The sequence below is a fragment of the Microbacterium sp. NPDC087589 genome, assembly GCF_044743635.1.
GTDB lineage: Bacteria > Actinomycetota > Actinomycetes > Actinomycetales > Microbacteriaceae > Microbacterium.
Genome location: NZ_JBIUWV010000008.1, coordinates 126,501 through 147,874 on the forward strand (window position 1 = coordinate 126,501; position 21,374 = coordinate 147,874).

Consider the following 21,374-nt stretch of genomic DNA (forward strand, 5'->3'; position numbering starts at 1 on the left):
TACCGTGACGAAACCTCGCCTCTACTCAGGAATGCAGCCCTCCGCCGACTCTCTGCAGATCGGCAACTACATCGGAGCGCTCCTCCAGTGGCGTGACCTGCAGACTTCCTACGACGCGTACTTCTCGGTCGTCGACCTGCATGCGCTCACAGTCGCGCAGGACCCGGCAGAACTGCGTGAGAAGACACGTCGCACCGCCGCCCAGTACATCGCCGCAGGCATCGAGCCCTCGCTGTCGACGCTGTACGTGCAGTCGCACGTGCGCGCGCACGCAGAGCTCGCCTGGATCCTCTCGACGATCACCGGTTTCGGTGAGGCCGGTCGCATGACCCAGTTCAAGGACAAGTCGGCTCGGTACGGCGCCGATGCCACGAGCGTGGGCCTTTTCACCTACCCGGTGCTGATGGCCGCCGACATCCTGCTCTACCAGACCGACGTCGTGCCGGTCGGCGACGACCAGAAGCAGCACGTCGAGCTGACGCGCGACCTCGCCGAGCGGTTCAACTCACGGTTCGGAGAGACGTTCGTCGTGCCCCGGCCCGTGATCCAGAAGGACACGGCACGCATTTACGACCTGCAGAACCCGACGTCGAAGATGTCGAAGTCGGCAGAGAGCGACGCGGGCGTGCTGTGGATGCTCGACGACCCGGCGAAGTCGGCGAAGAAGATCATGCGCGCGGTCACCGACAACGAAGGCTCCGTGCGCTTCGATCGGGAGAACAAGCCCGGCGTCTCCAACCTGCTGACCATCTACGCAGCGCTCTCAGGACGACAGGTTCCCGCGATCGAAGACGAGTACGCGGGCCGCGGCTACGGCGACTTCAAGAAGGGACTCGCCGACGTCGTCGTGAACGAGTTCGAGCCCGTGCGGGCCCGTGCCCTCGAGCTTCTCGAAGACCCGGCCGAGCTCGATCGAATCCTCGCGCAGAACGCCGCCCGCGCGGATGCCGTCGCCGACGCCACTCTCGGAGCGGTCTACGACCGGGTCGGACTGCTTCGTCGCGTCTGACCTCGACAGCCATAGGATGGGGGCGTGACTGATCCGCAGCAGCCCCCATCCGGTGCCGTCCCTCCTGTTCCACCTGTGCCGCGGCCGGACGACGAGCAGCCGCAGTTCATTTCGCCCGAGTCGTCACCGACACCGCCGGCACCGCCTGCACCGCCTGCACCGCCTGCACCGCCTGCATATGCGACGCCTCCGGCGCCTCCTGCCTACCAGGGCGCTCCTCCGACCTACCAGGGCGCTCCTCCCGCATACCAGGGCGCACCTCCCTCGGCTCACTCCGGGCACAGCGAGCCGTCCTTCCCCGCTCCTGCCGCGCCGAGTCAGACGTTCTCCGCCGGTCAGCCCGCGCCGGCATACCCGGCTCCGACGGGAGCCCCCGTGTACCCGCATCTCACGGGTCAGCAGCCCGGTGCGCCGACCTACCAGGCGGCTCCTCCCGGCGCCTATCAGGTTCCGGTCGGCGGCTACGCGGCGCCTGCGGGCGAGTACCGGGCGCCGGCCACCGGGGAGAAGAAGTCCGGATTGCTCGGCGTTCTGGCGCTCATCCTGGCGATCGTGGCCGCTGTCGTCACGCCGATCGTCGCCGGAGTCGCGGGATTCGAGATCGGCAGTCGTCTGCCGAGCGGTTTCGACACGACCGATCCCGACTTCCTGTCGATCCTCGCTCCCGCGCGGGATCAGGTGCTGTGGGCCGAGATCGCATTCTGGACGGGCACCGTCCTCGGCATCGCTGCCATCGTCATCGGCATCATCGCGATCCGCAAGAAGCAGGCGCGCGGCGCGGGCATCACGGCACTCGTCGTCGCGGTGCTCGGCCCGATCATCTTCTGGGTCGTGCTGCTGGTGACTCTGTCGACCGGCACCGCGACCGGCTTCATGCCGTGAGGTGCCGCCGCGCGACGCATTGACCTCGCCGAGGTCAGCGCGGAGCGTGGTGCTTCTGCTGAGCGGCGAGCAGCCCGTCCTCGACGAGCAACTCGACCGCGTCCGCCGCGTCTGACACGAGGATGGGCAGGTTCGGGCGCTCGTCCTTGCCGAACGGCGAGAGCACCCAGTCGGCGGGATCCTGTCGACCTACCGGCCGACCGATGCCGACACGCACCCGGGGGAACTCCGGGGTGGTGAGGGCGCGGGCGATGTCGCGCACGCCGTTGTGTCCCCCGTGGCCTCCGCCGATCTTGAGCTTGACGGTGTCGAAGGGGATGTCGAGTTCATCGTGGACGACGATGATCTGCTCCGGCGGCACGGAGTAGAAGCGGGCGAGAGCGGCCACGGGAGTGCCGGAGACGTTCATGAACGTGTTCGGCTTGGCGAGCACGAGCTTGTCGCCGCCGGGGCGCAGCCAGGTCTCGACGACCCGCGCGCCGCCCTTGTGCTCGCGAAAGCTCTCGCCGCGGCGCGAGGCCACCTCGTCGACGACCATCTGGCCGATGTTGTGGCGCGTATCCGCGTATCTCGGGCCGGGGTTGCCCAGCCCCACCACGAGCCAGGTGGATGCCATGTGGTCGTCCTCTCGCATGCGGGCCCTGCGTGGTGCCCGGCTCAGAATACGACAGAGGGGGCGCGATCTGCTCGCGCCCCCTCTGTGATGCAGTCAGCTGTGCGCTGCGCCTGCGGAGATCACTCCGAGGCGGGAGCCTCCTCGGCGGAAGCCTCGTCGTCTCCGGCCTCGTCCTCTCCGAGCGACTCCTCGGACGGGATCGAGATCGCGACGACGAGCACCTCGGGGTCGGTCAGCAGGGACGAGCCCTTGGGGAGCTTGACGTCGGCTGCCGTGATGTGTGCGCCCTCTTCGAGTCCTTCGACAGAGACCTCGACGTTCTGCGGCAGGTGCGTGGCCTCGGCCTCGATCGAGATCGTGTTCGCGTCCTGGTTGACGATCGTGCCGGGGGCGGGCTCGCCGGTGACGATGACGGGAACGTCGATCGTGACCTTCTCGCCCTTGCGGACGACCAGCAGGTCGATGTGCTCGATGATCTGGTGCACCGGGTCGCGCTGGACGTCCTTGACGAGGGCGAGCTGGTCCTTGCCATCGATGTCGAGCTCGAGCAGCGCGTTCGCGCGGCGGATGATGAGCGAGACCTGGTGGCCGGGCAGTGCGACGTGCACGGGGTCGGTGCCGTGGCCGTAGATGACGGCGGGGATCTTGCCTGCGGCGCGCAGACGACGGGCGAAGCCCTTGCCGAAGCTCTCGCGGAGCTCGGCCTTGACCTTGGTGTCTTCAGACATGGGGTTCTCCTTCGGGGCACGCAGCGACAGCTACGCGGTGGTCTTGGAATTGTTCTCGAACGCAGACACGTGAGGAAAGCCACCGGCTTGCTTCGCCGCGTCGATAACGGATGCCAGCGCACGCGCAGAAGCATCCCTCGCCGAGGTACTCCTCTCATGGTACCGGATGAGCCGGTAGGCTGAGAACACCGATCCCTCTCTGCAGAACACGGAGTTCCCTCATGCTCGACGGCGTCTTCTTCTCCCACGCGATCGCCTGGCTCATCGGCGCGATGACCGTGTGCGCCGCCGGCCTCACCTTCGCGGCCCTGTTCTCTCTCGGACGCTCCGGGTACCGCAAGGACTGACCTCCTCGCGTCCGGTGCCGCCCGTCACACGGGAGCACCACCCCGGACGCCGCGATAATCTGAGAGCATCCCCTTCTTCTCGATCTAGGAGCCATCTGTGCCCGAAGCATCAGCGAACATCGGAGTCGTCGGACTCGCCGTCATGGGTTCGAACCTCGCCCGCAACCTCGCCAGCCGCGAGGGAAACACGGTGGCGATCTTCAACCGCAGCTACGAGAAGACCGACACGCTCGTCTCCGAGCACCCTGAGGCAGGCTTCATCCCGGCGAAGACCTATCAGGAGTTCGCCGACTCGCTGCAGAAGCCACGCACCGCGATCATCATGGTCAAGGCCGGCGGACCGACCGACGCCGTGATCGACTCGCTCGTCGAGGTCTTCGAGCCGGGCGACATCATCGTCGACGGCGGCAACGCCTACTTCCCCGACACGATCCGCCGCGAGAAGGCCGTCCGCGAGACGGGCATCAACTTCGTCGGCGCCGGCATCTCCGGCGGCGAAGAAGGCGCGCTCACGGGCCCGTCGATCATGCCCGGCGGTTCCGACGAATCCTGGATCACCCTCGGCCCGATCCTGAAGTCGATCGCCGCGATCGCCGAGGGCGAGGCATGCGTGACGCACGTCGGCCACGACGGCGCAGGGCATTTCGTGAAGATGGTGCACAACGGCATCGAGTACGCCGACATGCAGCTCATCGCCGAGGCCTACGACCTCATCCGCCGCGGCACGGGCAAGTCACCCGCCGAGATCGCCGAGATCTTCGCCGAGTGGAACAAGGGCGAGCTCGAGTCATACCTGATCGAGATCACCGCAGAGGTGCTGCGCCAGGTGGATGCCGAGACCGGCAAGCCGCTGGTCGACGTCATCCTCGACCAGGCCGGTGCCAAGGGCACCGGTGCCTGGACCGTGCAGACCGCCCTCTCGCTCGGCGTCCCGGTCTCGGGCATCGCCGAGGCCACGTTCGCCCGCTCGCTCTCATCGCACCCGGAGCAGCGTGAGGTCGCGGGCGCGCTCCCCGGCCCCGACGAGGAGTTCGTCGTCACCGACGAGGCCGCGTTCATCGAGGACGTCCGTCTTGCGCTCTACGCGTCGAAGATCGTCGCGTACTCGCAGGGCTTCGACGAGATCCGCGCCGGTGCAGCCGAGTACGGCTGGAACATCGACCTCGGCGCGATCAGCAAGATCTGGCGCGGCGGCTGCATCATCCGCGCGCAGTTCCTCAACCGCATCGCAGACGCGTATGCAGAGACCCCCGACCTGCCCGTACTGATGACGGCCCCGTACTTCGCCGAGGCGCTCACCCGCGGCCAGGCCTCGTGGCGCCGTGTCGTCGTGAGCGCCGCTCAGGCCGGCATCCCCGCTCCGGCGTTCTCATCGTCGCTGTCGTACTACGACGGCATCCGCGCCGATCGCCTCCCGGCCGCACTTGTGCAGGGACAGCGTGACTTCTTCGGTGCGCACACCTACAAGCGCATCGACAAGCCGGGCACGTTCCACACGCAGTGGTCGGGCGACCGCACTGAGATCGAAGCCGAAGACACGCACTGAGCGCTGTCTGAGACAGCGAAGAAGGCCCCGGCGAGTGTCGCCCGGGCCTTCTTCGTGTTTCACCTGGTGATGTCCTGCACCGTCCCCTTCGCGAGCCGCAGCTGCCTGGTCGCCCTGCGAGCCACCGCCGAGTCGTGCGTGACGACGACCATGGTGATGCCCTCGGCGCAGAGCCCCTCGAGCAGCGTGAGGATCTCGTCGCGCATGCTCTCGTCGAGGTTGCCGGTCGGTTCGTCGGCCAGCAGCACGCGGGGCCGCTTCACGATCGCCCTGGCGATCGCCACACGCTGCTGCTGGCCGCCCGAGAGCTCGGTCGGCAGATGGTCGCCGCGGTCGTCGAGGCCGACGTGGGCGAGCGCCTGAGCCACGCGGGTCAACCGTTCGGTGCGGCTCAGCGAGGTCGGCTCGAGCGCCATGTTGACGTTCTCGGCCGCTGTGAGTGTGGGGATCAGATTGAACCCCTGGAAGACGAAGCCGATCTCCTCGGCCCGGATGCGAGTGAGCTCACGAGCGGATGCGGAGGCGAGTTCGATGTCGCCGAGCTTCAGTGACCCCGTCGACGGCTTGTCGAGCGCGCCGAGCAGCTGCAGCAGGGTCGACTTGCCTCCCCCGGTCGGTCCCTGGATCGTGACGAACTCGCCGGGGTTGATCGTGAGATCGACGCCGGTCAGCGCCGTGACCGTCCGCCCTTTCTGCCGGTAGGTGCGAGTGACGTCCTGTGCGCGGTATACGGGTGCCGTGGCATCCGTGCCGTTCGCCGTGGGGGCGATGTCTGCGATGGTCATGATGTTCTCTCCCAATCTGTGGTGTCCGGTGTTCGTCAGGCGACGGAACGCAGTGCCTCGGCGGGGCTGAGTCGCGCGGCACGCCAGCCGCCGAATGCTCCGGCCACGAGGCCGCCGAGCACGGCCAGGCCGACCGCGGCGATGAGCACCCACGGCGTGAACGGCGCCTGCAGCACGATGTCTGCCGCCTGCTGTGTCTGGAACATGCTGGCGCCAGCGGGGCCGCCGCCCATGCCTCCCGGCCCCGCGTCTGTGCCGCCCGTTTGCGCCGCAGCCACGGTCGGCTTCACGAGGTTGATGACGATGATGCCTGCGATGCCGAGCACGAGTCCGACCGCTCCCCCGATCAGTCCCTGAACCATCGACTCGCCCGCGACCTGACGCACGACCCGGCCGTTCGACCAGCCGATCGCCTTGAGCGTGCCGAACTCGCGGGTGCGACGCGAGACCCCCGAGAGCGTGAGCAGCACCGAGAGCAGCACAGCCACGGCGAGCACGAGGATCGACAGCCAGGTGCCGAGGTTCGTGATCAGCGAGGTCGCGCTCGACAGAGACCCGGAAACGGTCGATGCGAGCTCGGACTGCGACGTGATCGTGGCATCGGGAAGCTCGTCGGCGAGTGCTGTCTGCACGGCGTCGATGGACGCTGCCGACTCTGCCTGCACGTAGACGGTGGAGACGACGTCGCCTGCCCCCGAAAGCTCCTGCGCCGTGTCGAGGGGCAGGTAGACGTCGGCCGCGGTGTCGGCGGAGTCGGAGGTGGATGCCACGACGCCGATGACCCCGACGTCGGAGCCTGCGACGTCGATCGTGTCTCCGACGGCGATCTCGTTCGTGGTGGCGTAGGTGGCATCGACGAGGGCGACGAGCGCACCTGCGTCATCGCTGTCGAGAGCGCGGCCCTCTCTCACCTCGGCCGAGGCGAGCGGACCCACCGAGGTCACAGCCGGATCGACGCCGAGCACCGTGAACGAATCGACGCCGAACGAGCCTCCGCCCGCGCCACCCGCTCCGCCCTGCGGAGGCGCCTGCCCCTCAGTGGGGGCGCTGCCGTCGGTGGCCCCGTCCTGATCGCCGAAGCCGCCGCTGGGCAGCTCGCCCGAGAAGGTCGAGTTCGTGAGGCTGAGAGCAGCGGATGCCGCCGTCACACCCTCCGTCGCTGTCACCGTGTCGAGCACGGACGCGTCAAGGGTTCCGCGCATGAAGTCCGTCATCAGAGTCGACTGACTCAGCGTCGTCGTGTCGCCGTCGGAGGCTCCGTCGTCCGCGCCGAAGTCGAAGCGCTGACCGCCGCCCTCCCCCGGCTCGGCTGCCGCACCGGTGACCGTGAGGTCGGTGCCCACGCCGTAGACCGACTCCAGCGCCTGGGCCTGGGCATCGCGGACTCCCGCGGTGAGGGCGTTGACGATGATGACCAGGGCGATCGCGATGGCGAGCCCGATCGCGACGATCATCGTCTGTCTCTTGCGGCCCGCCAACTCGCGCCGCAGATATGTCCCGTACATGTGTCTCCTTCCGCCGCGCCGTTCGCGGACCGATGATGACGCTAGGGAGCGGACTTTTGCGAGATCGAGGGAGCAGTGATGAGAAGACTATGGCTGTCAGATCTCACAGCCCACGCATAGCGGTCTCCATAGAAACCCCATAGGTGATTCCGCAGAATGTACTCATGAGCTCCGATCTCCCCGAACTGCGCCGCCCCGACGGCTCCCCCCTGCGCATCCTCGCCGTCGACGACGAGCAGATGCTCACCGACCTGCTCGCGATGGCCCTGCGCATGGAGGGCTGGGAGGTGCGCACCGCATCGTCGGGCCTCGAAGCGCTGCAGGTCGCGCGCGAATTCGAACCCGATGCTCTCGTGCTCGACATCATGATGCCCGACCTCGACGGCATGGCCGTGCTGCGCCGGCTCCGCGAGTCGGGCAGCTTGGTGCCGGTGCTGTTCCTGACGGCGAAGGATGCCGTGGGCGACCGCGTCGCCGGCCTCACCGCCGGCGGCGACGACTACGTCACGAAGCCCTTCAGCCTCGAAGAGGTGATCGCCCGGCTGCGGGCGATCATCCGACGCACCGGGCACGCGACGGCGGACGACGGCCAGTCGATCCTCCGCGTCGCCGACCTCACCCTCAACGAGGACAGCCACGAGGTCGTTCGCGACGGCACCGAGATCGAGCTGACCGCGACCGAGTTCGAGCTGCTCCGCTACCTGATGCGCAACGAGCGACGAGTGCTGTCGAAGGCGCAGATCCTCGACCGGGTGTGGAGCTACGACTTCGGCGGCAAGTCGTCGGTGGTCGAGCTCTACATCTCGTACCTGCGCAAGAAGATCGATGCGGGTCGCACCCCGCTGCTGCACACCGTTCGCGGCGTCGGCTACATGATCAAGGCACCCCAGTGAGTCTGACGGGGATGACTCGGCGACCGATGAGTCTGCAGACACGGCTGATGACGGCTGTGATCGGGTTCGTCTCGCTCATCCTCGTGATCGTCGCCGTGATCACCAGTGCTCTGCTCGGTGGAACCCTTGAGCGGCAGCTCGAGGTCCGGCTCAACGGTTACTCGCTGCAGGTGACCAAGTGGGTCAGCCAGGTGCCCGCCCAGTTCGCGGACATCGACAACGTCCTCGCCGAAAGGAACCCGGGTGTCCCTGGAATCCTTCTTGCAGTGTCCAGCACTGAAGGAGGCACCAGCGGCGTCGTTTTCCCCGATACGAAAGGCGAGTTGAGCGGTGTTTCACAGACGCTGACCAGCGCTGACCTCGATCGGATCAACTCGGCCCTCGGCGGCCGCGCAAGCGGAACGGTGACTCTGGACGACTTCGGTTCCTACCTGGTGGTCGTGCAACAGGCACCCAACGGTGTCAACGTCGTGACGGGCCTCCCCCGCACCGAGATCCAGAACCAGCTCGCGACGCTGCTCACGGTGATCGCTCTCGCGACCATCGGCGGCCTGATCCTCCTTGCTCTGACGACAGCGATCACGATCCGGGTGGGGCTGAGACCGCTGCGCGCCGTCGCGGCCACCGCCACGCGCGTCGCGAACCAGCCGCTCGATCGAGGTGAGGTGCAGATCACCGAGCGAGTTCCGGCGTCCGAGGCCGATCCACGCACGGAGACAGGCCTGGTCGGCTCGTCGCTGAACAAGCTTCTCGACCACGTCAACGACTCGCTCGCGTCGAGGCAGAAGAACGAGGAGCGCATGCGGCGCTTCGTCGCCGATGCGAGCCACGAGCTGCGCACTCCGCTGTCGTCGATCCGCGGCTACTCCGAGCTCTCGCTGCGCGCGCTGAAGCAGCAGGGCGGCGAGGCGGCTGTCGAGAGCACCACGACGTCGCTCGAGCGCATCCAGGCCCAGTCGCTGCGCATGACGCGCCTCGTCGAGGACCTGCTGCTGCTCGCCCGTCTCGACGAGGGACGCGAGCTGGTCTACGGCACCGTCGACCTGACGCAGCTCGCGCTCGAGGGACTCTCCGACGCGCGCCCTACTGCAGCCGACCACCACTGGAACATCGAGGCGCCGGACGAGCCGATCGTCATCGTCGGCGATGCAGGACGGATGCACCAGGTCGTCGCGAACCTCCTGGCCAATGCGCGGACTCACACGCCCGCGGGCACCTCGATCACCCTCAGCGTGAGTCGCGAGGGCGATGAGGCCGTGGTGCGGGTGCACGACGACGGCCCCGGCATCGACCCCGGAGTGCGCGATGAGCTCTTCGCCCGGTTCGCCCGCGGCGACAGCTCGCGCGCCCGCCAGACCGGCGGCACCGGCCTCGGGCTCGCCATCGCCAAGGCGATCGTGGAGGGTCACGGCGGCCACCTCACGGTCGCCAGCGAACCCGGCGACACGACGTTCACGGTGCGACTCCCCTTGAGTCCGGCCACCGCCTCCACCGCGTCCGCCGACTGACACGGGCCCGCTCTCGCGCCTCCTCGCGACAGCATCCCCCGTTTTCGCGACCGCCCCTTCCCCGCGACCGTAGGCCCGTCTGCAGGACCGAAGCACGTCCGTAGGACCAACCAACGACTTCAGTCCCGCATCCGTGCTTGCGTCCTGCAGACGGCACGGGTCGTGGGCCGCCCGGGCCCGATCCGCGGCGAGTCACGGGCACCGTCTGCAGGACCGAAGCACGTCCGCAGGACCAACGAACGACTTCAGTCCCGCATCCGTGCTTGCGTCCTGCAGACGGCATGGGTCGTGCACACCAGAACATGCCCCGCAGGTCGCCCCGACCTCCCCTGCACCGATCGTGAACCGGTGCAGATCCCTCCCCGACCTTCCATTCCGGCCATGTCGTCGGCTGAGATCCGGCAGGATCGATCAGATGTCGACCGCCGCACATGTCCTCTCCCACCTCGGCGATGTGGCCAGGGGCACGACTCTGCATGAATTCGGACTCAGCAGGCGGATGCTGTCCGCCGCCGTTCGCGACGGCACGGTCACCCGCGTCCGCAACGGAGTGTTCGCAACGCCCTCTGCACCCGTCGACGTGCTCACCGCCGCGGCCCACGGCGGTGCGCTCACGTGCACTCGAGCGCTGCGCATGCACGGAATCTGGACCCTCGACCATGATGCCGATCCGCACGTCTGGCTCGGAACGCACGGCCGAAACCATCACATCGAGTGCACTTGCACCGGCCACTACTTCGACGGACGAACGGTGCTCGGTCTCGTTCCTCTGGAAGACGCCCTCGTGCACATCTATCTGTGCCGGGGCGAGGAGTCGTTCTTCGTCTCCGTCGAGTCAGCTCTGCAGCTGCGCAAGATCGGAGCGGCAGGTCGAGCCCGCATCCGCTCGCGCCTGCCGGCGAAGGCACGGTGGCTCGTCGATCTGGCTCGGACGGATGCCGACAGCGGCCTCGAGTCCCTCCTTCGGCTGCGGCTTCACATGCTCGGCATCCGTCTGGAAAGTCAGGTCGAGATCCCGTCGGTCGGTCGCGTGGACTTCGTGCTCGATGAGCTGCTCATCCTCGAAGCGGACGGGGCCGAGAATCATGGCAGCGAATCGCACCGCCATCGAGACCTCCTGCGCGATGCGGAGGCATCCAGGCAGGGGTACGAAACCCTGCGCTTCGACTACGCGATGATCGTCCACGACTGGCCGATCGTCAAAGCCGCGATCGTCGCGGCCGTCGATCGCCTTCGCGCACGCGTCTGACCCACCACCTGCAGGACTGAGGACCACCTGCAGGACCCAACGATCGGATTCCGACGGCAGAACGTGCCAGCATCCTGCAGACGAGCCCGAGCAGACGTCCGCGCCGCGCTCTCCCGGGTCATGCACGTGTCTGGGATGTCATCTCGCCCGTACCGTCTGCAGGACGGAGGCACGCCTGCAGGACCCAACGATCGGATTCCGACGGCGGAACGTGCCAGCATCCTGCAGACGGGCCCGAGCAGCCCAGCCAGACCAGACCAGCCAGACCAGACCAGCCGGACCAGACCAGCCAGACCAGACCGGAGCTCCGGCTCAGTACCCGGCGAAGGCGTCCGTCGTGAGGGAGCGGGCCTTCTGCAGAGCGGGAGCGAGGTCGGCGATGAGCCGCGGCGGACCGGAGATGTACGAGTGCCGCTCGCCGAGATCGGGAACGCGGCGCTCGAGGCCGGCGGCGTCCAGGCGTGCGCCCTGTGCCCAGGTCCAGTGCGCGGGAAGATCCGCGGGTTCGTCGCGCGTGAAGACGATGACGCGCGCGCCGGTCGCGGCCAGCTCGTCGCGGAAGGCCAGCTCCGAGCTGTCGGATGCCACGTAGACGAGCACGACGTCACGCTGCTGCTCTGTGAGCTGCAACTGCCGTAGCTGCGACACGAACGGCGTGACGCCGATTCCGGCGGCGACCATGAGCACGGGAGTCTCCGAACGCGGCAGAAGGAAGTCGCCCCAGGTGCCCGTCACCGCGAGAGCTGAGCCGGGTTCGGCCGCAGCGAGTGCTCGCTTGTAGCTCGACGGATGCTTCTGGTCACCGTCCTTGTAGGCGATGCGGAGTGTCGGGAGGTCTGCCGGCGCCGAGACGATGCTGAATTCGCGGCGGGTTCCCCGGGCATCGGGGCGAGCGTGCGGAACGTCCAGTTCGAGGTACTGCCCCGGCAGGAACTTGAGCTCCCCCTTCGCGCGGAACGTCAGCTCCTGCGCGGTCGGCGTGATGAACCGACGCTTCTCGAGCACGAGCCTCACCGATCCTCGCAGCGCGAAGGCGAACGCGAGCAGGTTGCCGATGAGCAGCGCGCGCTCCTGGCCGAGAGTGAACAGGGTGCCGATCGCGATCGGCCACCCGGCGAGTACTCCGACGAGAGCCGCCACCGAGAACTGCTGCCATCGGCGCGGCGGCAGAGTCAGTGGTTCGGAGAGCATGAACGCTCCGAGGAACAGGAACGGCGACTGGAGGATAGCGAACGAGAGGGCGGCGCCAGGATCGAACGCGATCGCGAACTCCTGCGCCTGCACCGCCTGTCGCAGGATCGAGACCGCGACCGCGACGATGAGGAAGACGACGACGACGCGCACCTTCTCGGTTCGCCAGAGGACCGCGAGTCCGAGGATCAGCACCGGGACGAAGAGCGACGGTGTGCCGACCCACCACGATGATGACGTCCCGAGCCATTCGAAGGCACCGAAGGATCCGAGGATCGACACGACGGCCGCACCGAAAGCCGCCGGGTTGAGGATGTGCCGACCTCGCCAGGCGATCAGGTACTTCGACAGGCTCGCGACGGCTCCGGCGATGGCGAGCCCGAGCAGGGCGGTCGGCTCGATGCCGGGGCGGAGCACGAAGAGCAGGATCAGAGCCGTGACCAGCGACGACTCGATGCGCCACGGCAGCCGCAGGATGCGCTGCGCCGCGGCATCCACCAGCGAGATGACGACCGCGAGCACGACGAAGGACGCGAGGATCTCGAGCGGTGTCGGGGAGACGATCACGCCGAGCGCCGACAGCGCCACGGCGATGAGCGCCAGTGCCAGCAGGGCGAACAGCACCAGACGGTACATGGAGACGCCGCCGAGCAAGGCGAGAACCCGCTGCCGCAGCGCGGTGATGGAGGTGATCACAGGTCTACTCTTCCCTACTTCGATGCCTCATCGGCGGGTGGTGAACAGCTGTGCGGGGCAGCCGGGCGAACGCTCCGCGCGTCCGTCGGTCGTCATGCGCACCCACTCGACGCCCCACGATGCGGCGAGCTCGGGACCGCCCTCGAAGAACAGGGCGGTGGCGACGGCATCCGCCCGCATCGCCTCGGGGGCGATCGCCCACGTCGCCGCCCAGGTGCGCACGGGCACCCCGGTGCGGGCGTCGAGCACGTGATGCAGCCCGTCACCCCACGCCCGGCGATTGACCGCCGAAGCGCACAGCGCGGCATCCTGCAGTTCGATCACGCCGATCGCCTTCGTCGGATCATAGGGATGCTCGAGGCCGACCCGCACCACGTCACCGCGGACCCTCATGTCGCCCCCGGCATCCACGACGAGATCGCCGGACACGTCAGCGAGCACCCCTGCCACGAGATCGACCAGGCGCCCCTTGCCGAGAGCTCCGACATCGAGGAGCGCGGGAGCGGATGCCGCGGCCTCCCCCGCCGTCCAGCGCACCCGATCGGCCCAGTCGCTCGGCGCGGCGATCGGGGAGGCCGCGATCAGCGAGTACGACGCGTCATAGCCGAGGGCTGCGAGGCTGTCGCCGACGAGCGGATTCACCGCGCCTCCGGTCGCCTCGGACAGGTCGCGGTAGGCATCGAGCATCGCTCCCGCGTCGGGAGACGAGATCGAGCCGCCGTCTCGACCGACACGGGTGACCGATGAGTCCTCACGGAACCGCGACCACTCCCGGTCGAACCGCTCGATCTCGGCGCCGACGCGGTCACGGTCGTGCCCGCCGAGCTCGTGCGACGTCTCGATCTCCCAGCGCGTGCCGATCGCATCGAAGTGCCAGATCGCCATGAAGGTGGCCAGGCGCCTCAGGCGGCCGCCTGCTCCTTGATCGATTCGACGGCCTCGTTGAATCCGCCGCTGGTGAGCGACGAGCCCGCCACCCGGCTGACCTCGATGTCGTCGAGCGACTTGCCCACGACCTCATCGGCGATGCCGTCGATGAACTGGCCCTGATACTGCTCGGTCTCCCGCGCCTGCGGGTCGCCCGTCACCTCGACCTCGGTGACCAGGCCGTCGGCGACGGTGAGGGTCACGCTGATCTTCTCGACGGTCTCAGGGGTCTGGTACGAACCGTCGGCACTGTAGGTGCCGTCGGTGTAGTCGCCGCCCGCCGCCGCGCCCGAATCGGTGGACTCGGAACTCGTGTCGGTTCCCGTGTCGGTGGACTGGTCTTCGGCGTCAGCCGTGCCGGAGCATCCGGCGAGGACGAGGAGCCCTGCGACGCCGGCCAGGGCTGCGCCCTTGCGAAGAGAATTGGGTACAGTCGTGCGGATCATGATGGTCCTCCCGGCCTTGATCGGTGTGTTGATTCGACCGTAGGGACAGCATCTATGCGCGGGCTGTGTCCGAAATATGCGTAGCCTACGCGTCTCCGCCGAACATGCTCGTGACCGACCCGTCTTCGAAGACCTCGTGGATCGCCCGCGCGAGCAGAGGAGCGATCGGCAGGATCGTGAGCTTGTCCCACCGGCGCGACTCCGTCAGCGGGATCGTGTCGGTGATCACGACCTCGTCGATCGATGCGTCCTGCAGACGCTCGGATGCCGGGTCGCTGAAGATCGCGTGGGTCGCGGCGACGATCACGCGATGCGCGCCGCTCGCCTTGAGGGCCTGCGCCGCCTTGACGATCGTGCCGCCGGTGTCGATCATGTCGTCGACGAGCAGGCAGGTGCGTCCCTCGACGGCTCCGACGATCTCGTGAACGGAGACCTGGTTGGCGACCTTCGGGTCGCGACGCTTGTGGATGATGGCCAGCGGCGCCCCGAGGCTGTCCGACCAGGTGTCGGCGACGCGGACGCGCCCCATGTCGGGCGAGACGACGGTGAGGATCTCGCGGTCCTCGGCGCTCAGCGTGCTCTTGAAGTAGTCCATCAGCACGGGCTTGGCGAACAGGTGGTCGACGGGACCGTCGAAGAAGCCCTGGATCTGCGCGGCGTGCAGGTCGACGCTCATGACGCGGTCGGCACCGGCCGTCTTCAGCAGATCGGCGACGAGGCGGGCGCTGATCGGCTCGCGGCCGCGACCCTTCTTGTCCTGGCGCGAATACGGATAGTAGGGGGCGACGACGGTGATGCGCTTGGCGGAGGCGCGCTTCGCGGCATCGATCATGATGAGCGTCTCCATGAGCCATTCGTTGACCGGCTCGCCGAAGGTCTGGATCAGGAACAGGTCGCAGCCTCGGATCGACACCTCGAACCGCGCGTAGATCTCACCGGATGCGAAGGTGCGGTGCTCGGTCGGCACCACCTCGGTGCCGAGCGACGCGGCGACTGCAGCGGTCAGCTCGGGGTGCGATCGACCACCGGCGACCACGAGTCGCTTCTTGGTCTTGGCTACGAGACCCGGAGCGATGCCGTTGTCCCTGTCCAGATCGACCGTCTTCTTCTTGCGCGCCATCGTTCTGCCTACTCCGCCACTCGGGTTCGGGCTGCGGCATCTGCCGCGCCCGTGCCTGCCCTGTTCTTCTCGACCCAACCCTCGATGTTGCGCTGAGGGGCGACGCTCATGGCAAGGGAGCCGGCAGGGACGTCCTTGCGGACGACAGCGCCAGCACCTGTCTTGGCGCCAGCACCCAGCCTAACGGGCGCGACGAGGGTCGTGTGCGAGCCGGTGTGCACCTCGTCCTCGACGACCGTGCGGTGCTTGTTGACGTCGTCGTAGTTCGCCGTGATCGTGCTGGCACCGAGGTTGACGCCTCGGCCGATGGTCGCGTCTCCGACGTACGACAGGTGCGGGACCTTGCTGCCTTCGCCGATCTCGGCGTTCTTCGTCTCGACGTAGGCGCCGATCTTGCCTCGGGCTCCGAGGACGGTGTTGGGGCGCAGGAACGAGAAGGGGCCGACGGTGGCCTCCGCGCCGATCACCGCGAGCGTGGCATCGGTGCGGCGGACGATCGCGTCCTCTCCCACCTCGCAGTCGACGAGCGTCGTGTCGGGTCCGATGATCGCCCCCTCGGCGATCCTCGTCGCCCGAAGGATGTGCGTGTTCGGGAGGATCGTGACGTCGGGCGCCAGCGTCGCGTCGTCGTCGATCCACGTCGTCGCCGGGTCGATCACCGTGACGCCCTCGAGCTGCCAGCGGCGGACGATGCGCCGATTGAGCAGGCGGCCGACCTCGGCGAGCTGAGCGCGGTCGTTGACCCCGTAGGTGACCGTGACGTCGGAGACGACGGATGCCGCCACGCGGCTGCCGTCGCGGCGCAGCAGCCCTGGGACGTCGGTCAGGTACATCTCGCCCTGCGCGTTGTCGACGCCCACCGAGGGGAGGTACTTGCGCAGGGTCGCTACGCGGAAGACGTACATGCCCGCGTTGATCTCGCTGACAGCGGCTTCGTCTGCCGTGGCGTCCTTCTGCTCGACCACGCGGTCGACACCGCCGTCGGCATCGCGGATGACACGGCCGTAGCCGGTCGGGTCGTCGACGACCGCCGTCATCAGAGTCGCCTCCGCTTCGGCGGCACGATGCGCAGCGAGGAACGAGCGCAGCGTGTCTGCGTCGGCGAGCGGGCAGTCCCCCGAGAGCACGAGCACATCTCCGTCGAAGTCTGCGGGGAGTGCGTCGACCGCGACCTGCACCGCTCGCCCGGTGCCCGGAACCTCGTCCTGGTCGATGAACACTGCGGCCGGGTAGTCCTCAGCGAGTGCCGCGACCACCTGGTCTCGCTCATGCCGGACGACGACCTCGACGTGATCGGCCTCGAGGCGACCGGCCGTCGTCAGGACGTGGCCGACCAGTGGGCGCCCGCCGATCGGGTGCAGCACCTTCGGCAGGCGCGAGCGCATGCGGGTGCCCTGGCCTGCGGCGAGGATGATGATCGCGAGATTGTTCCCAGTCATGCTCCGCCGCCAGGACTCGAACCTAGACCTAACAGCTCCAAAGGCTGTCGTGCTGCCATTACACCACGGCGGACCGCGGGCTCCGTGAGGAAGCCGCCCGCTCATTCTGCCACGCCGACATCGGCGCGAAACACGACTCTGCGATCCTGCGGTGATGAGCATCACGATCGACAGGGTGATGGCGGCCACACCCGACCTCGCCGGGTTCCTCCTGGCCCACCACGCCGATATGGCGGGCACCGCGCCGTTCGGCGCCTACGCGGCCGACCCGCACAGCACATTCATGAGCATCGAGCTCGACACGGTCGGGCCTCCGGCGCCCCGCACGCGATAATGGACGGATGAGCGAGGCGGATGAGGTCGACCGGATCGTCGGTGCCTGGAACACCCAGCGACCCGACCTCGACTTCTCACCCCTCGAAGTGCTGTCGCGGATGGATCGCTTGACCCGACTGCTCGACCGCGCTCGTCGCGACGTGTTCCGCCGGAGCGATCTGGAGGCCTGGGAGTGGGACGTGCTGTCGGCGCTGCGCCGCGCCGGCGCGCCCTTCCAGCTCTCCCCCAAGCAGCTTCTCCAGCAGACACTGGTGTCGAGCGGCACCATGACCAATCGCATCGATCGCCTCGTCGGGCGTCGTTTCGTGCGGCGCGAGGGCGACCCGGCTGACGGCCGCAGCGTGCTCGTGACGCTCACCGACGACGGACGCATCAGGGTGGATGCCGCGATCACGCGCCTCGTCGACGTCGAGGACGACCTGCTGCGCGCTTTGTCGCGCGGCGACCGCGATCGCCTGGCTGCACTGCTGCGCAAACTGAGCCTCAGCTTCGACGCGTGAGGGACTGACGACATGGCCATGCTCTCCCCTCTTCCGGTGCGCGACGGCGTCGGTGCGACACGTCTGCACGTGCCGATGAGCGGCGAATGGCCGACCGTCGGCGCCTACATGATCGAACGCTTCTTCCACCTCGACCCGGAGGGGCTGCTCTCGCGCTTCGACCGTGGCGAGATCGTGGCCCGCGACGGCAGACCCCTCACGCGGGACACGCCCCTCGGCGTCGAGGAGTTCATCTGGTACTACCGTGATCCACCGGTCGAGACGCGCCTGCCCGTCGAGATCGACGTCATCCATCAGGACGACGACCTGGTGGTGATCGACAAGCCGCACTTCCTGCCGACGATCCCCGGCGGCAGGTTCCTGCAGAACTCCGCCCTGATCCGGCTGCGCAACCTCCTCGGCAACGACGAGCTCGCACCGATCCATCGCCTCGACCGGGCGACCGCCGGCGTGCTGATGTTCTCGGCACGGCCGGCCACGAGAGGGCCGTACCAGCTGCTCTTCGAGACCCGGCAGGTGCAGAAGGTCTACGAGGCGGTGTCGGCTCGTCCGGCCGACTGGGATGCGTCGCGATTCCCCCTCGTGTACCGCAACCACATCGTGAAGCTCCGCAACGAGCTGAAGGTCCAGGTCGACGACGAGCGCGAGCCGAATGCCGAGACGCAGATCGAGGTGCTCGATGCCGACGAGCGCGTGGTGCACACCCTGCTGCGCCCGCACAGCGGCAAGATGCACCAGCTGCGGGTGCACCTTGCGGCGCTGGGCCTCGGCATCCTGAACGATCCGTTCTACCCCGAGCTGCGCGGCGAGAAGCCCGACGACTTCGATCACCCCATGCAGCTGCTCGCGCGCGAGCTGCACTTCGTGGATCCGCTGAGCGGCGAGCCGCGCGTCTTCACCACGACGCGCACGCTGCAGGAGGCCCCCGTCAGCGGCGCATGATCCTGCGGGCGAGCCACGTGCCGAGCATCTGCACGAGGTGCACGAACACGACGATCAGGACGATCGCCGTCCACATGACGACCGGCTCGAACTGCCGGAAGCCGTAGATCTGGGCGAACGCGCCGAGGCCGCCGCCGCCGATGAGACCGGCCATCGCTGTCATGTCGATGAGCGCCACGACGATGAACGTGTAGCCGAGGATCAGCGGTCCGAGAGATTCGGGGATCGCCACCGTGAACAGGATGCGCACGGGGCCGGCGCCCATGGCCCGTGCCGCCTCGATCACCCCCGGTGAGACCGACACGAGATGCTGCTCGACGATGCGGCCGATCGCGAAGGCTGCCGCCAGACCGATCATGAACGCGCCGGCGGTGGTGCCGATGCCGGTGCCGACCACCGCGCGGGCGAACGGCTGAGCGACGGCCACGAACAGCACGAACGGGATCGGGCGGAAGAAGTTCACGCCGAGGTTCGCGATGACGGAGACCGCCCTGTTCTCGGCGAGGCCACCGGGGCGGGTGACGTACAGGATGACGCCGATCGCGAGGCCGAGGATGCCGCCGAGCACGAGCGCGAACGACGTCATGTAGAGGGTCTCGAGCGCGGCCTTCCAGAGGTCGGGCCACAGTTCGTTTAGACGATCCATCAGCGTGCCTCCTCTTCTGCGATCTCGGTGACTTCGACCCGTTGCGCGACATCGGCGAGCGTGCGGTCGATCACCGCGTCATCACCGCGGATCGCGAGCGTGAGATGGCCGAAGGCGCGCCCGCGGATGTCGTTGATGCCGCCGTACACGAGCTCGAAGTCGAGTCCAGCGCCGGCGAGGTCGAGGAAGACCTGCGCCTGCGACGAGTCGCCGTCGCGGAACGAGAAGGTGACGAGGCGCCCCTGGTGCCGGTCGCGCAGCACGGCGCGCTCCGACGGCGAGGGCACGCCCTTCACGACCGTGCCGACGAACCTCTGCGACGCCGGGTTCTGCGGGGAGGAGAAGACGTCGAACACGTCGCCCTGCTCGATCACGCGGCCGTTCTCCATGACTGCGACCTTGGTGGCGATGGTCTGGATGACGTCCATCTCGTGCGTGATGACCACGATCGTGACGCCCTGCTCCCGGTTGACGCGCTTGAGGAGGTCGAGCACCTCGTGCGTGGTCTGCGGGTCGAGCGCGCTCGTCGCCTCGTCTGCCAGGAGGATCGCCGGGCCGGTGGCGAGAGCGCGGGCGATGCCGACGCGCTGCTTCTGACCTCCGGAGAGCTGCTCGGGGAAGGCCTTGGCCTTGTCGGCCAGACCGACGAAGCTCAACAGCTCGGTGACCCGTTTCTCGATGTCGGGCTTCGACCAGCCGGCGAGCTTGAGGGGGTATGCGATGTTCGCCTTGACGCTCCGCGAGGCGAACAGGTTGAACTGCTGGAAGATCATGCCGATGCCGCCGCGGACCTTGCGCAGCTCGCTCTCCTTGAGAGCGGTGATGTTGACCCCGTCGACGGTGATCGTTCCGCTCGTCGCAGGCTCGAGAGCATTGATCAACCGCACGAGCGTCGACTTGCCGGCGCCGGAGTATCCGATGATCCCGAAGACGTCGCCCTTCTCGATCGAGAGGGTGACGTCGTCCACGGCCACGACCTCGGACTCTTCGCGGGTGCGTGACGGGTAGTTCTTCGAGACGTTCGTCAGGGTGACGATCGGCATGTGGTGCTCCGGTCTGCTTCGGGAACGAAGAATCGGGTGACGCATCGTGCGCCACCCGATTCTCCCTCATCGGACAGGGGTGTTCTTCACCCGGCAGTCCTACTTGCTGGCTTCGATGTCTTCCTGGACCGTCTCCAGCGAGGCGACCAGGTCTTCGACCGGGGTCTGGAGCGGCACGGCGGTGTCACCCGACGACTCGAGCAGACCGGCCTGCACGTCTTCGTTCGTCTGGAAGATCTCGACGAGTGTGAGGTACGTCTCGTTGTCGGCGTCTTCGGCGCGGGCCGCGAAGATGTTCACGTACGGCAGCGCGTTCGCGTCTTCCGGGTCGTCCTGCGCGATGGCGTCGTCGAAGGTGAGTCCGGCGTCCTGCACGAAGTCGTTGTTGATGATCGCCGCGGCGACGTCGGGCAGCGAGGTGGGAATCAGCGCGGCCTCGAGTGCGGTGACCTCGACCTTGGACTTCTCGGTGTCGACGTCGGCGAGATCCGAGAAGATCGTGCCGCCGCTCTTGAGCTCGATGAGTCCGGCCGACTGCAGCACGAGCAGCGCGCGTGCCTGGTTCGACGCGTCGTCCGGGACGGCGACCGTCTCTCCCTCGGGGATGTCGTCGACATCGTCGTACTTCTGGGAGTACAGGCCGAGCGGGTAGATCGCGGTGGATCCGATCGGCGTCAGGTCAGAGCCCGAGGCGTTGTTGTACTCGGCGAGGTACACGATGTGCTGGAACTGGTTGAGGTCGATCTCGCCCTCGGTCAGAGCGGGGTTCGGCTGCTCGTACGAGCCGAAGTCGACGAGCTCGACCGTGATGCCCTCTTCAGCGGCTGCCTCGACGAAAGGAGCCCACTGCGCGTCTCCCTTGCCGACGACGCCGACCTTGACGGTCTCGTTCCCACCGTCGCCGGAACCGGCGTCGGACGATGCGGTGGCGCAGCCTGCGAGTGCGACGAAGAGCGGGACCGCGGCGAGCGCGGCGATGACGGAAGTGGTCCGACGGGATGCTGTGATGGACATGAGTGT

22 protein-coding genes and 1 tRNA gene are annotated in these 21,374 nt (G+C 67.8%); 10 read left to right on the forward strand and 13 right to left on the reverse strand.

Translation table 11 applies throughout. The annotated features are described in order from the left end of the window. Positions 1-4: 4 nt before the first annotated feature. Positions 5-1,009: a tryptophan--tRNA ligase gene (gene trpS / locus ACIOU8_RS16215; protein ID WP_400791653.1), complete on the forward strand. Its 1,005-nt coding sequence runs from the start codon at positions 5-7 to the stop codon at positions 1,007-1,009. A 24-nt stretch (positions 1,010-1,033) separates the two neighbouring features. Further along, positions 1,034-1,891, forward strand: coding sequence for a hypothetical protein (locus ACIOU8_RS16220; RefSeq protein ID WP_400791655.1), 858 nt, complete (start codon positions 1,034-1,036; stop codon positions 1,889-1,891). Positions 1,892-1,925: 34 nt separating this feature from the next. Here ACIOU8_RS16220 and pth read toward each other — a convergent pair whose 3' ends face one another. Next, on the reverse strand, positions 1,926-2,507 hold the full coding sequence (pth, locus tag ACIOU8_RS16225) for an aminoacyl-tRNA hydrolase (RefSeq protein WP_400791656.1): 582 nt from the start codon (positions 2,505-2,507) through the stop codon (positions 1,926-1,928). A gap of 119 nt (positions 2,508-2,626) precedes the next feature. Further along, entirely contained in the window at positions 2,627-3,235 is a 609-nt protein-coding gene (locus tag ACIOU8_RS16230) for a 50S ribosomal protein L25/general stress protein Ctc (RefSeq protein ID WP_400791659.1), read from the reverse strand. A 221-nt stretch (positions 3,236-3,456) separates the two neighbouring features. Between ACIOU8_RS16230 and ACIOU8_RS16235 the strand changes: the two genes are divergently transcribed. Together ACIOU8_RS16235 and gndA are read left to right on the forward strand one after the other, a co-directional pair. After that, entirely contained in the window at positions 3,457-3,582 is a 126-nt protein-coding gene (locus tag ACIOU8_RS16235; RefSeq protein WP_258184237.1) for a hypothetical protein, read from the forward strand. A gap of 97 nt (positions 3,583-3,679) precedes the next feature. Continuing rightward, positions 3,680-5,128, forward strand: a complete 1,449-nt coding sequence (gene gndA, locus ACIOU8_RS16240; protein WP_400791661.1) for an NADP-dependent phosphogluconate dehydrogenase — start codon at positions 3,680-3,682, stop codon at positions 5,126-5,128. Between the two features lie 59 nt (positions 5,129-5,187). Here the strand turns inward: gndA and ACIOU8_RS16245 are convergent, their stop codons facing one another. Both ACIOU8_RS16245 and ACIOU8_RS16250 read right to left on the reverse strand, forming a co-directional pair. Next, positions 5,188-5,913 carry an ABC transporter ATP-binding protein gene (locus ACIOU8_RS16245; protein WP_400791663.1) on the reverse strand — a complete coding sequence of 242 codons (726 nt, stop codon included), beginning with the start codon at positions 5,911-5,913 and terminating at the stop codon, positions 5,188-5,190. A gap of 35 nt (positions 5,914-5,948) precedes the next feature. Further along, complete coding sequence (locus tag ACIOU8_RS16250) at positions 5,949-7,418, reverse strand: ABC transporter permease (protein ID WP_400791665.1); 1,470 nt, start codon at positions 7,416-7,418, stop codon at positions 5,949-5,951. A 164-nt stretch (positions 7,419-7,582) separates the two neighbouring features. On the opposite strand from ACIOU8_RS16250, the gene ACIOU8_RS16255 reads away from it, so the two are divergent. The 3 genes from ACIOU8_RS16255 to ACIOU8_RS16265 all read left to right on the forward strand — a co-directional run bounded on the left by ACIOU8_RS16255 (position 7,583) and on the right by ACIOU8_RS16265 (position 11,068). Beyond that, entirely contained in the window at positions 7,583-8,311 is a 729-nt protein-coding gene (locus ACIOU8_RS16255) for a response regulator transcription factor (RefSeq protein WP_042540306.1), read from the forward strand. A gap of 26 nt (positions 8,312-8,337) precedes the next feature. Continuing rightward, a complete protein-coding gene (locus tag ACIOU8_RS16260) occupies positions 8,338-9,819 on the forward strand; it encodes a sensor histidine kinase (protein WP_400791917.1) in 1,482 nt (493 codons plus the stop codon). 415 nt (positions 9,820-10,234) lie between these two features. Beyond that, entirely contained in the window at positions 10,235-11,068 is an 834-nt protein-coding gene (locus ACIOU8_RS16265; RefSeq protein WP_400791668.1) for a DUF559 domain-containing protein, read from the forward strand. Between the two features lie 312 nt (positions 11,069-11,380). On the opposite strand, the gene ACIOU8_RS16270 is transcribed toward ACIOU8_RS16265, so the two are convergent. The 6 genes from ACIOU8_RS16270 to ACIOU8_RS16295 form a co-directional block, all read right to left on the reverse strand. Beyond that, positions 11,381-12,955 carry an FAD-dependent oxidoreductase gene (locus ACIOU8_RS16270; RefSeq protein WP_400791671.1) on the reverse strand — a complete coding sequence of 525 codons (1,575 nt, stop codon included), beginning with the start codon at positions 12,953-12,955 and terminating at the stop codon, positions 11,381-11,383. 27 nt (positions 12,956-12,982) lie between these two features. Next, the gene (locus ACIOU8_RS16275) at positions 12,983-13,840 is read right to left on the reverse strand and encodes an FAD:protein FMN transferase (protein ID WP_400791674.1); all 858 of its coding nucleotides are present in this window, start codon (positions 13,838-13,840) and stop codon (positions 12,983-12,985) included. 17 nt (positions 13,841-13,857) lie between these two features. Beyond that, entirely contained in the window at positions 13,858-14,328 is a 471-nt protein-coding gene (locus tag ACIOU8_RS16280) for an FMN-binding protein (RefSeq protein WP_400791677.1), read from the reverse strand. A gap of 85 nt (positions 14,329-14,413) precedes the next feature. Then, positions 14,414-15,448: a ribose-phosphate diphosphokinase gene (locus ACIOU8_RS16285; RefSeq protein WP_140037590.1), complete on the reverse strand. Its 1,035-nt coding sequence runs from the start codon at positions 15,446-15,448 to the stop codon at positions 14,414-14,416. An 8-nt stretch (positions 15,449-15,456) separates the two neighbouring features. Then, entirely contained in the window at positions 15,457-16,887 is a 1,431-nt protein-coding gene (glmU, locus tag ACIOU8_RS16290; RefSeq protein WP_400791681.1) for a bifunctional UDP-N-acetylglucosamine diphosphorylase/glucosamine-1-phosphate N-acetyltransferase GlmU, read from the reverse strand. A gap of 1 nt (position 16,888) precedes the next feature. Continuing rightward, positions 16,889-16,960 (reverse strand) — tRNA-Gln (locus tag ACIOU8_RS16295). Positions 16,961-17,041: 81 nt separating this feature from the next. Between ACIOU8_RS16295 and ACIOU8_RS16300 the strand changes: the two genes are divergently transcribed. From ACIOU8_RS16300 to ACIOU8_RS16310, 3 genes are read left to right on the forward strand one after another with little or no spacing between them, the layout of a single operon-like run. Next, the gene (locus tag ACIOU8_RS16300; RefSeq protein WP_400791683.1) at positions 17,042-17,221 is read left to right on the forward strand and encodes a hypothetical protein; all 180 of its coding nucleotides are present in this window, start codon (positions 17,042-17,044) and stop codon (positions 17,219-17,221) included. 7 nt (positions 17,222-17,228) lie between these two features. Then, positions 17,229-17,723 carry a MarR family winged helix-turn-helix transcriptional regulator gene (locus tag ACIOU8_RS16305; protein WP_400791686.1) on the forward strand — a complete coding sequence of 165 codons (495 nt, stop codon included), beginning with the start codon at positions 17,229-17,231 and terminating at the stop codon, positions 17,721-17,723. Positions 17,724-17,741: 18 nt separating this feature from the next. Continuing rightward, complete coding sequence (locus ACIOU8_RS16310; protein ID WP_400791919.1) at positions 17,742-18,665, forward strand: pseudouridine synthase; 924 nt, start codon at positions 17,742-17,744, stop codon at positions 18,663-18,665. Here the strand turns inward: ACIOU8_RS16310 and ACIOU8_RS16315 are convergent. The 3 genes from ACIOU8_RS16315 to ACIOU8_RS16325 all read right to left on the reverse strand — a co-directional run bounded on the left by ACIOU8_RS16315 (position 18,652) and on the right by ACIOU8_RS16325 (position 21,368). Next, complete coding sequence (locus ACIOU8_RS16315) at positions 18,652-19,311, reverse strand: methionine ABC transporter permease (protein ID WP_400791688.1); 660 nt, start codon at positions 19,309-19,311, stop codon at positions 18,652-18,654. The two genes, ACIOU8_RS16310 and ACIOU8_RS16315, sit on opposite strands and share 14 nt — an antisense overlap. Continuing rightward, entirely contained in the window at positions 19,311-20,354 is a 1,044-nt protein-coding gene (locus ACIOU8_RS16320; RefSeq protein ID WP_400791690.1) for a methionine ABC transporter ATP-binding protein, read from the reverse strand. The genes ACIOU8_RS16315 and ACIOU8_RS16320 overlap by 1 nt, the downstream gene beginning before the upstream one ends. 99 nt (positions 20,355-20,453) lie before the next feature. Beyond that, positions 20,454-21,368 (reverse strand): MetQ/NlpA family ABC transporter substrate-binding protein, encoded by a 915-nt coding sequence (locus tag ACIOU8_RS16325; protein WP_400791692.1) that lies wholly within the window; start codon positions 21,366-21,368, stop codon positions 20,454-20,456. Between the last annotated feature and the right edge of the window lie 6 nt (positions 21,369-21,374).

Excerpts from the sequence above, each read along its gene's own strand:
- ACIOU8_RS16315 (WP_400791688.1), bottom strand. The coding sequence starts at position 19,311 with ATGGATCGTCTAAACGAACTGTGGCCCGACCTCTGGAAGGCCGCGCTC.
- pth (WP_400791656.1), bottom strand. The coding sequence starts at position 2,507 with ATGGCATCCACCTGGCTCGTGGTGGGGCTGGGCAACCCCGGCCCGAGA.
- ACIOU8_RS16310 (WP_400791919.1), top strand. The coding sequence starts at position 17,742 with ATGCTCTCCCCTCTTCCGGTGCGCGACGGCGTCGGTGCGACACGTCTG.
- ACIOU8_RS16275 (WP_400791674.1), bottom strand. The coding sequence starts at position 13,840 with ATGGCGATCTGGCACTTCGATGCGATCGGCACGCGCTGGGAGATCGAG.
- ACIOU8_RS16255 (WP_042540306.1), top strand. The coding sequence starts at position 7,583 with ATGAGCTCCGATCTCCCCGAACTGCGCCGCCCCGACGGCTCCCCCCTG.
- ACIOU8_RS16320 (WP_400791690.1), bottom strand. The coding sequence starts at position 20,354 with ATGCCGATCGTCACCCTGACGAACGTCTCGAAGAACTACCCGTCACGC.
- ACIOU8_RS16280 (WP_400791677.1), bottom strand. The coding sequence starts at position 14,328 with ATGATCCGCACGACTGTACCCAATTCTCTTCGCAAGGGCGCAGCCCTG.
- ACIOU8_RS16260 (WP_400791917.1), top strand. The coding sequence starts at position 8,338 with ATGAGTCTGCAGACACGGCTGATGACGGCTGTGATCGGGTTCGTCTCG.
- ACIOU8_RS16235 (WP_258184237.1), top strand. The coding sequence starts at position 3,457 with ATGCTCGACGGCGTCTTCTTCTCCCACGCGATCGCCTGGCTCATCGGC.
- ACIOU8_RS16325 (WP_400791692.1), bottom strand. The coding sequence starts at position 21,368 with ATGTCCATCACAGCATCCCGTCGGACCACTTCCGTCATCGCCGCGCTC.
- ACIOU8_RS16265 (WP_400791668.1), top strand. The coding sequence starts at position 10,235 with ATGTCGACCGCCGCACATGTCCTCTCCCACCTCGGCGATGTGGCCAGG.
- ACIOU8_RS16300 (WP_400791683.1), top strand. The coding sequence starts at position 17,042 with ATGAGCATCACGATCGACAGGGTGATGGCGGCCACACCCGACCTCGCC.
- ACIOU8_RS16285 (WP_140037590.1), bottom strand. The coding sequence starts at position 15,448 with ATGGCGCGCAAGAAGAAGACGGTCGATCTGGACAGGGACAACGGCATC.
- ACIOU8_RS16245 (WP_400791663.1), bottom strand. The coding sequence starts at position 5,913 with ATGACCATCGCAGACATCGCCCCCACGGCGAACGGCACGGATGCCACG.
- ACIOU8_RS16250 (WP_400791665.1), bottom strand. The coding sequence starts at position 7,418 with ATGTACGGGACATATCTGCGGCGCGAGTTGGCGGGCCGCAAGAGACAG.
- ACIOU8_RS16230 (WP_400791659.1), bottom strand. The coding sequence starts at position 3,235 with ATGTCTGAAGACACCAAGGTCAAGGCCGAGCTCCGCGAGAGCTTCGGC.
- ACIOU8_RS16305 (WP_400791686.1), top strand. The coding sequence starts at position 17,229 with ATGAGCGAGGCGGATGAGGTCGACCGGATCGTCGGTGCCTGGAACACC.
- glmU (WP_400791681.1), bottom strand. The coding sequence starts at position 16,887 with ATGACTGGGAACAATCTCGCGATCATCATCCTCGCCGCAGGCCAGGGC.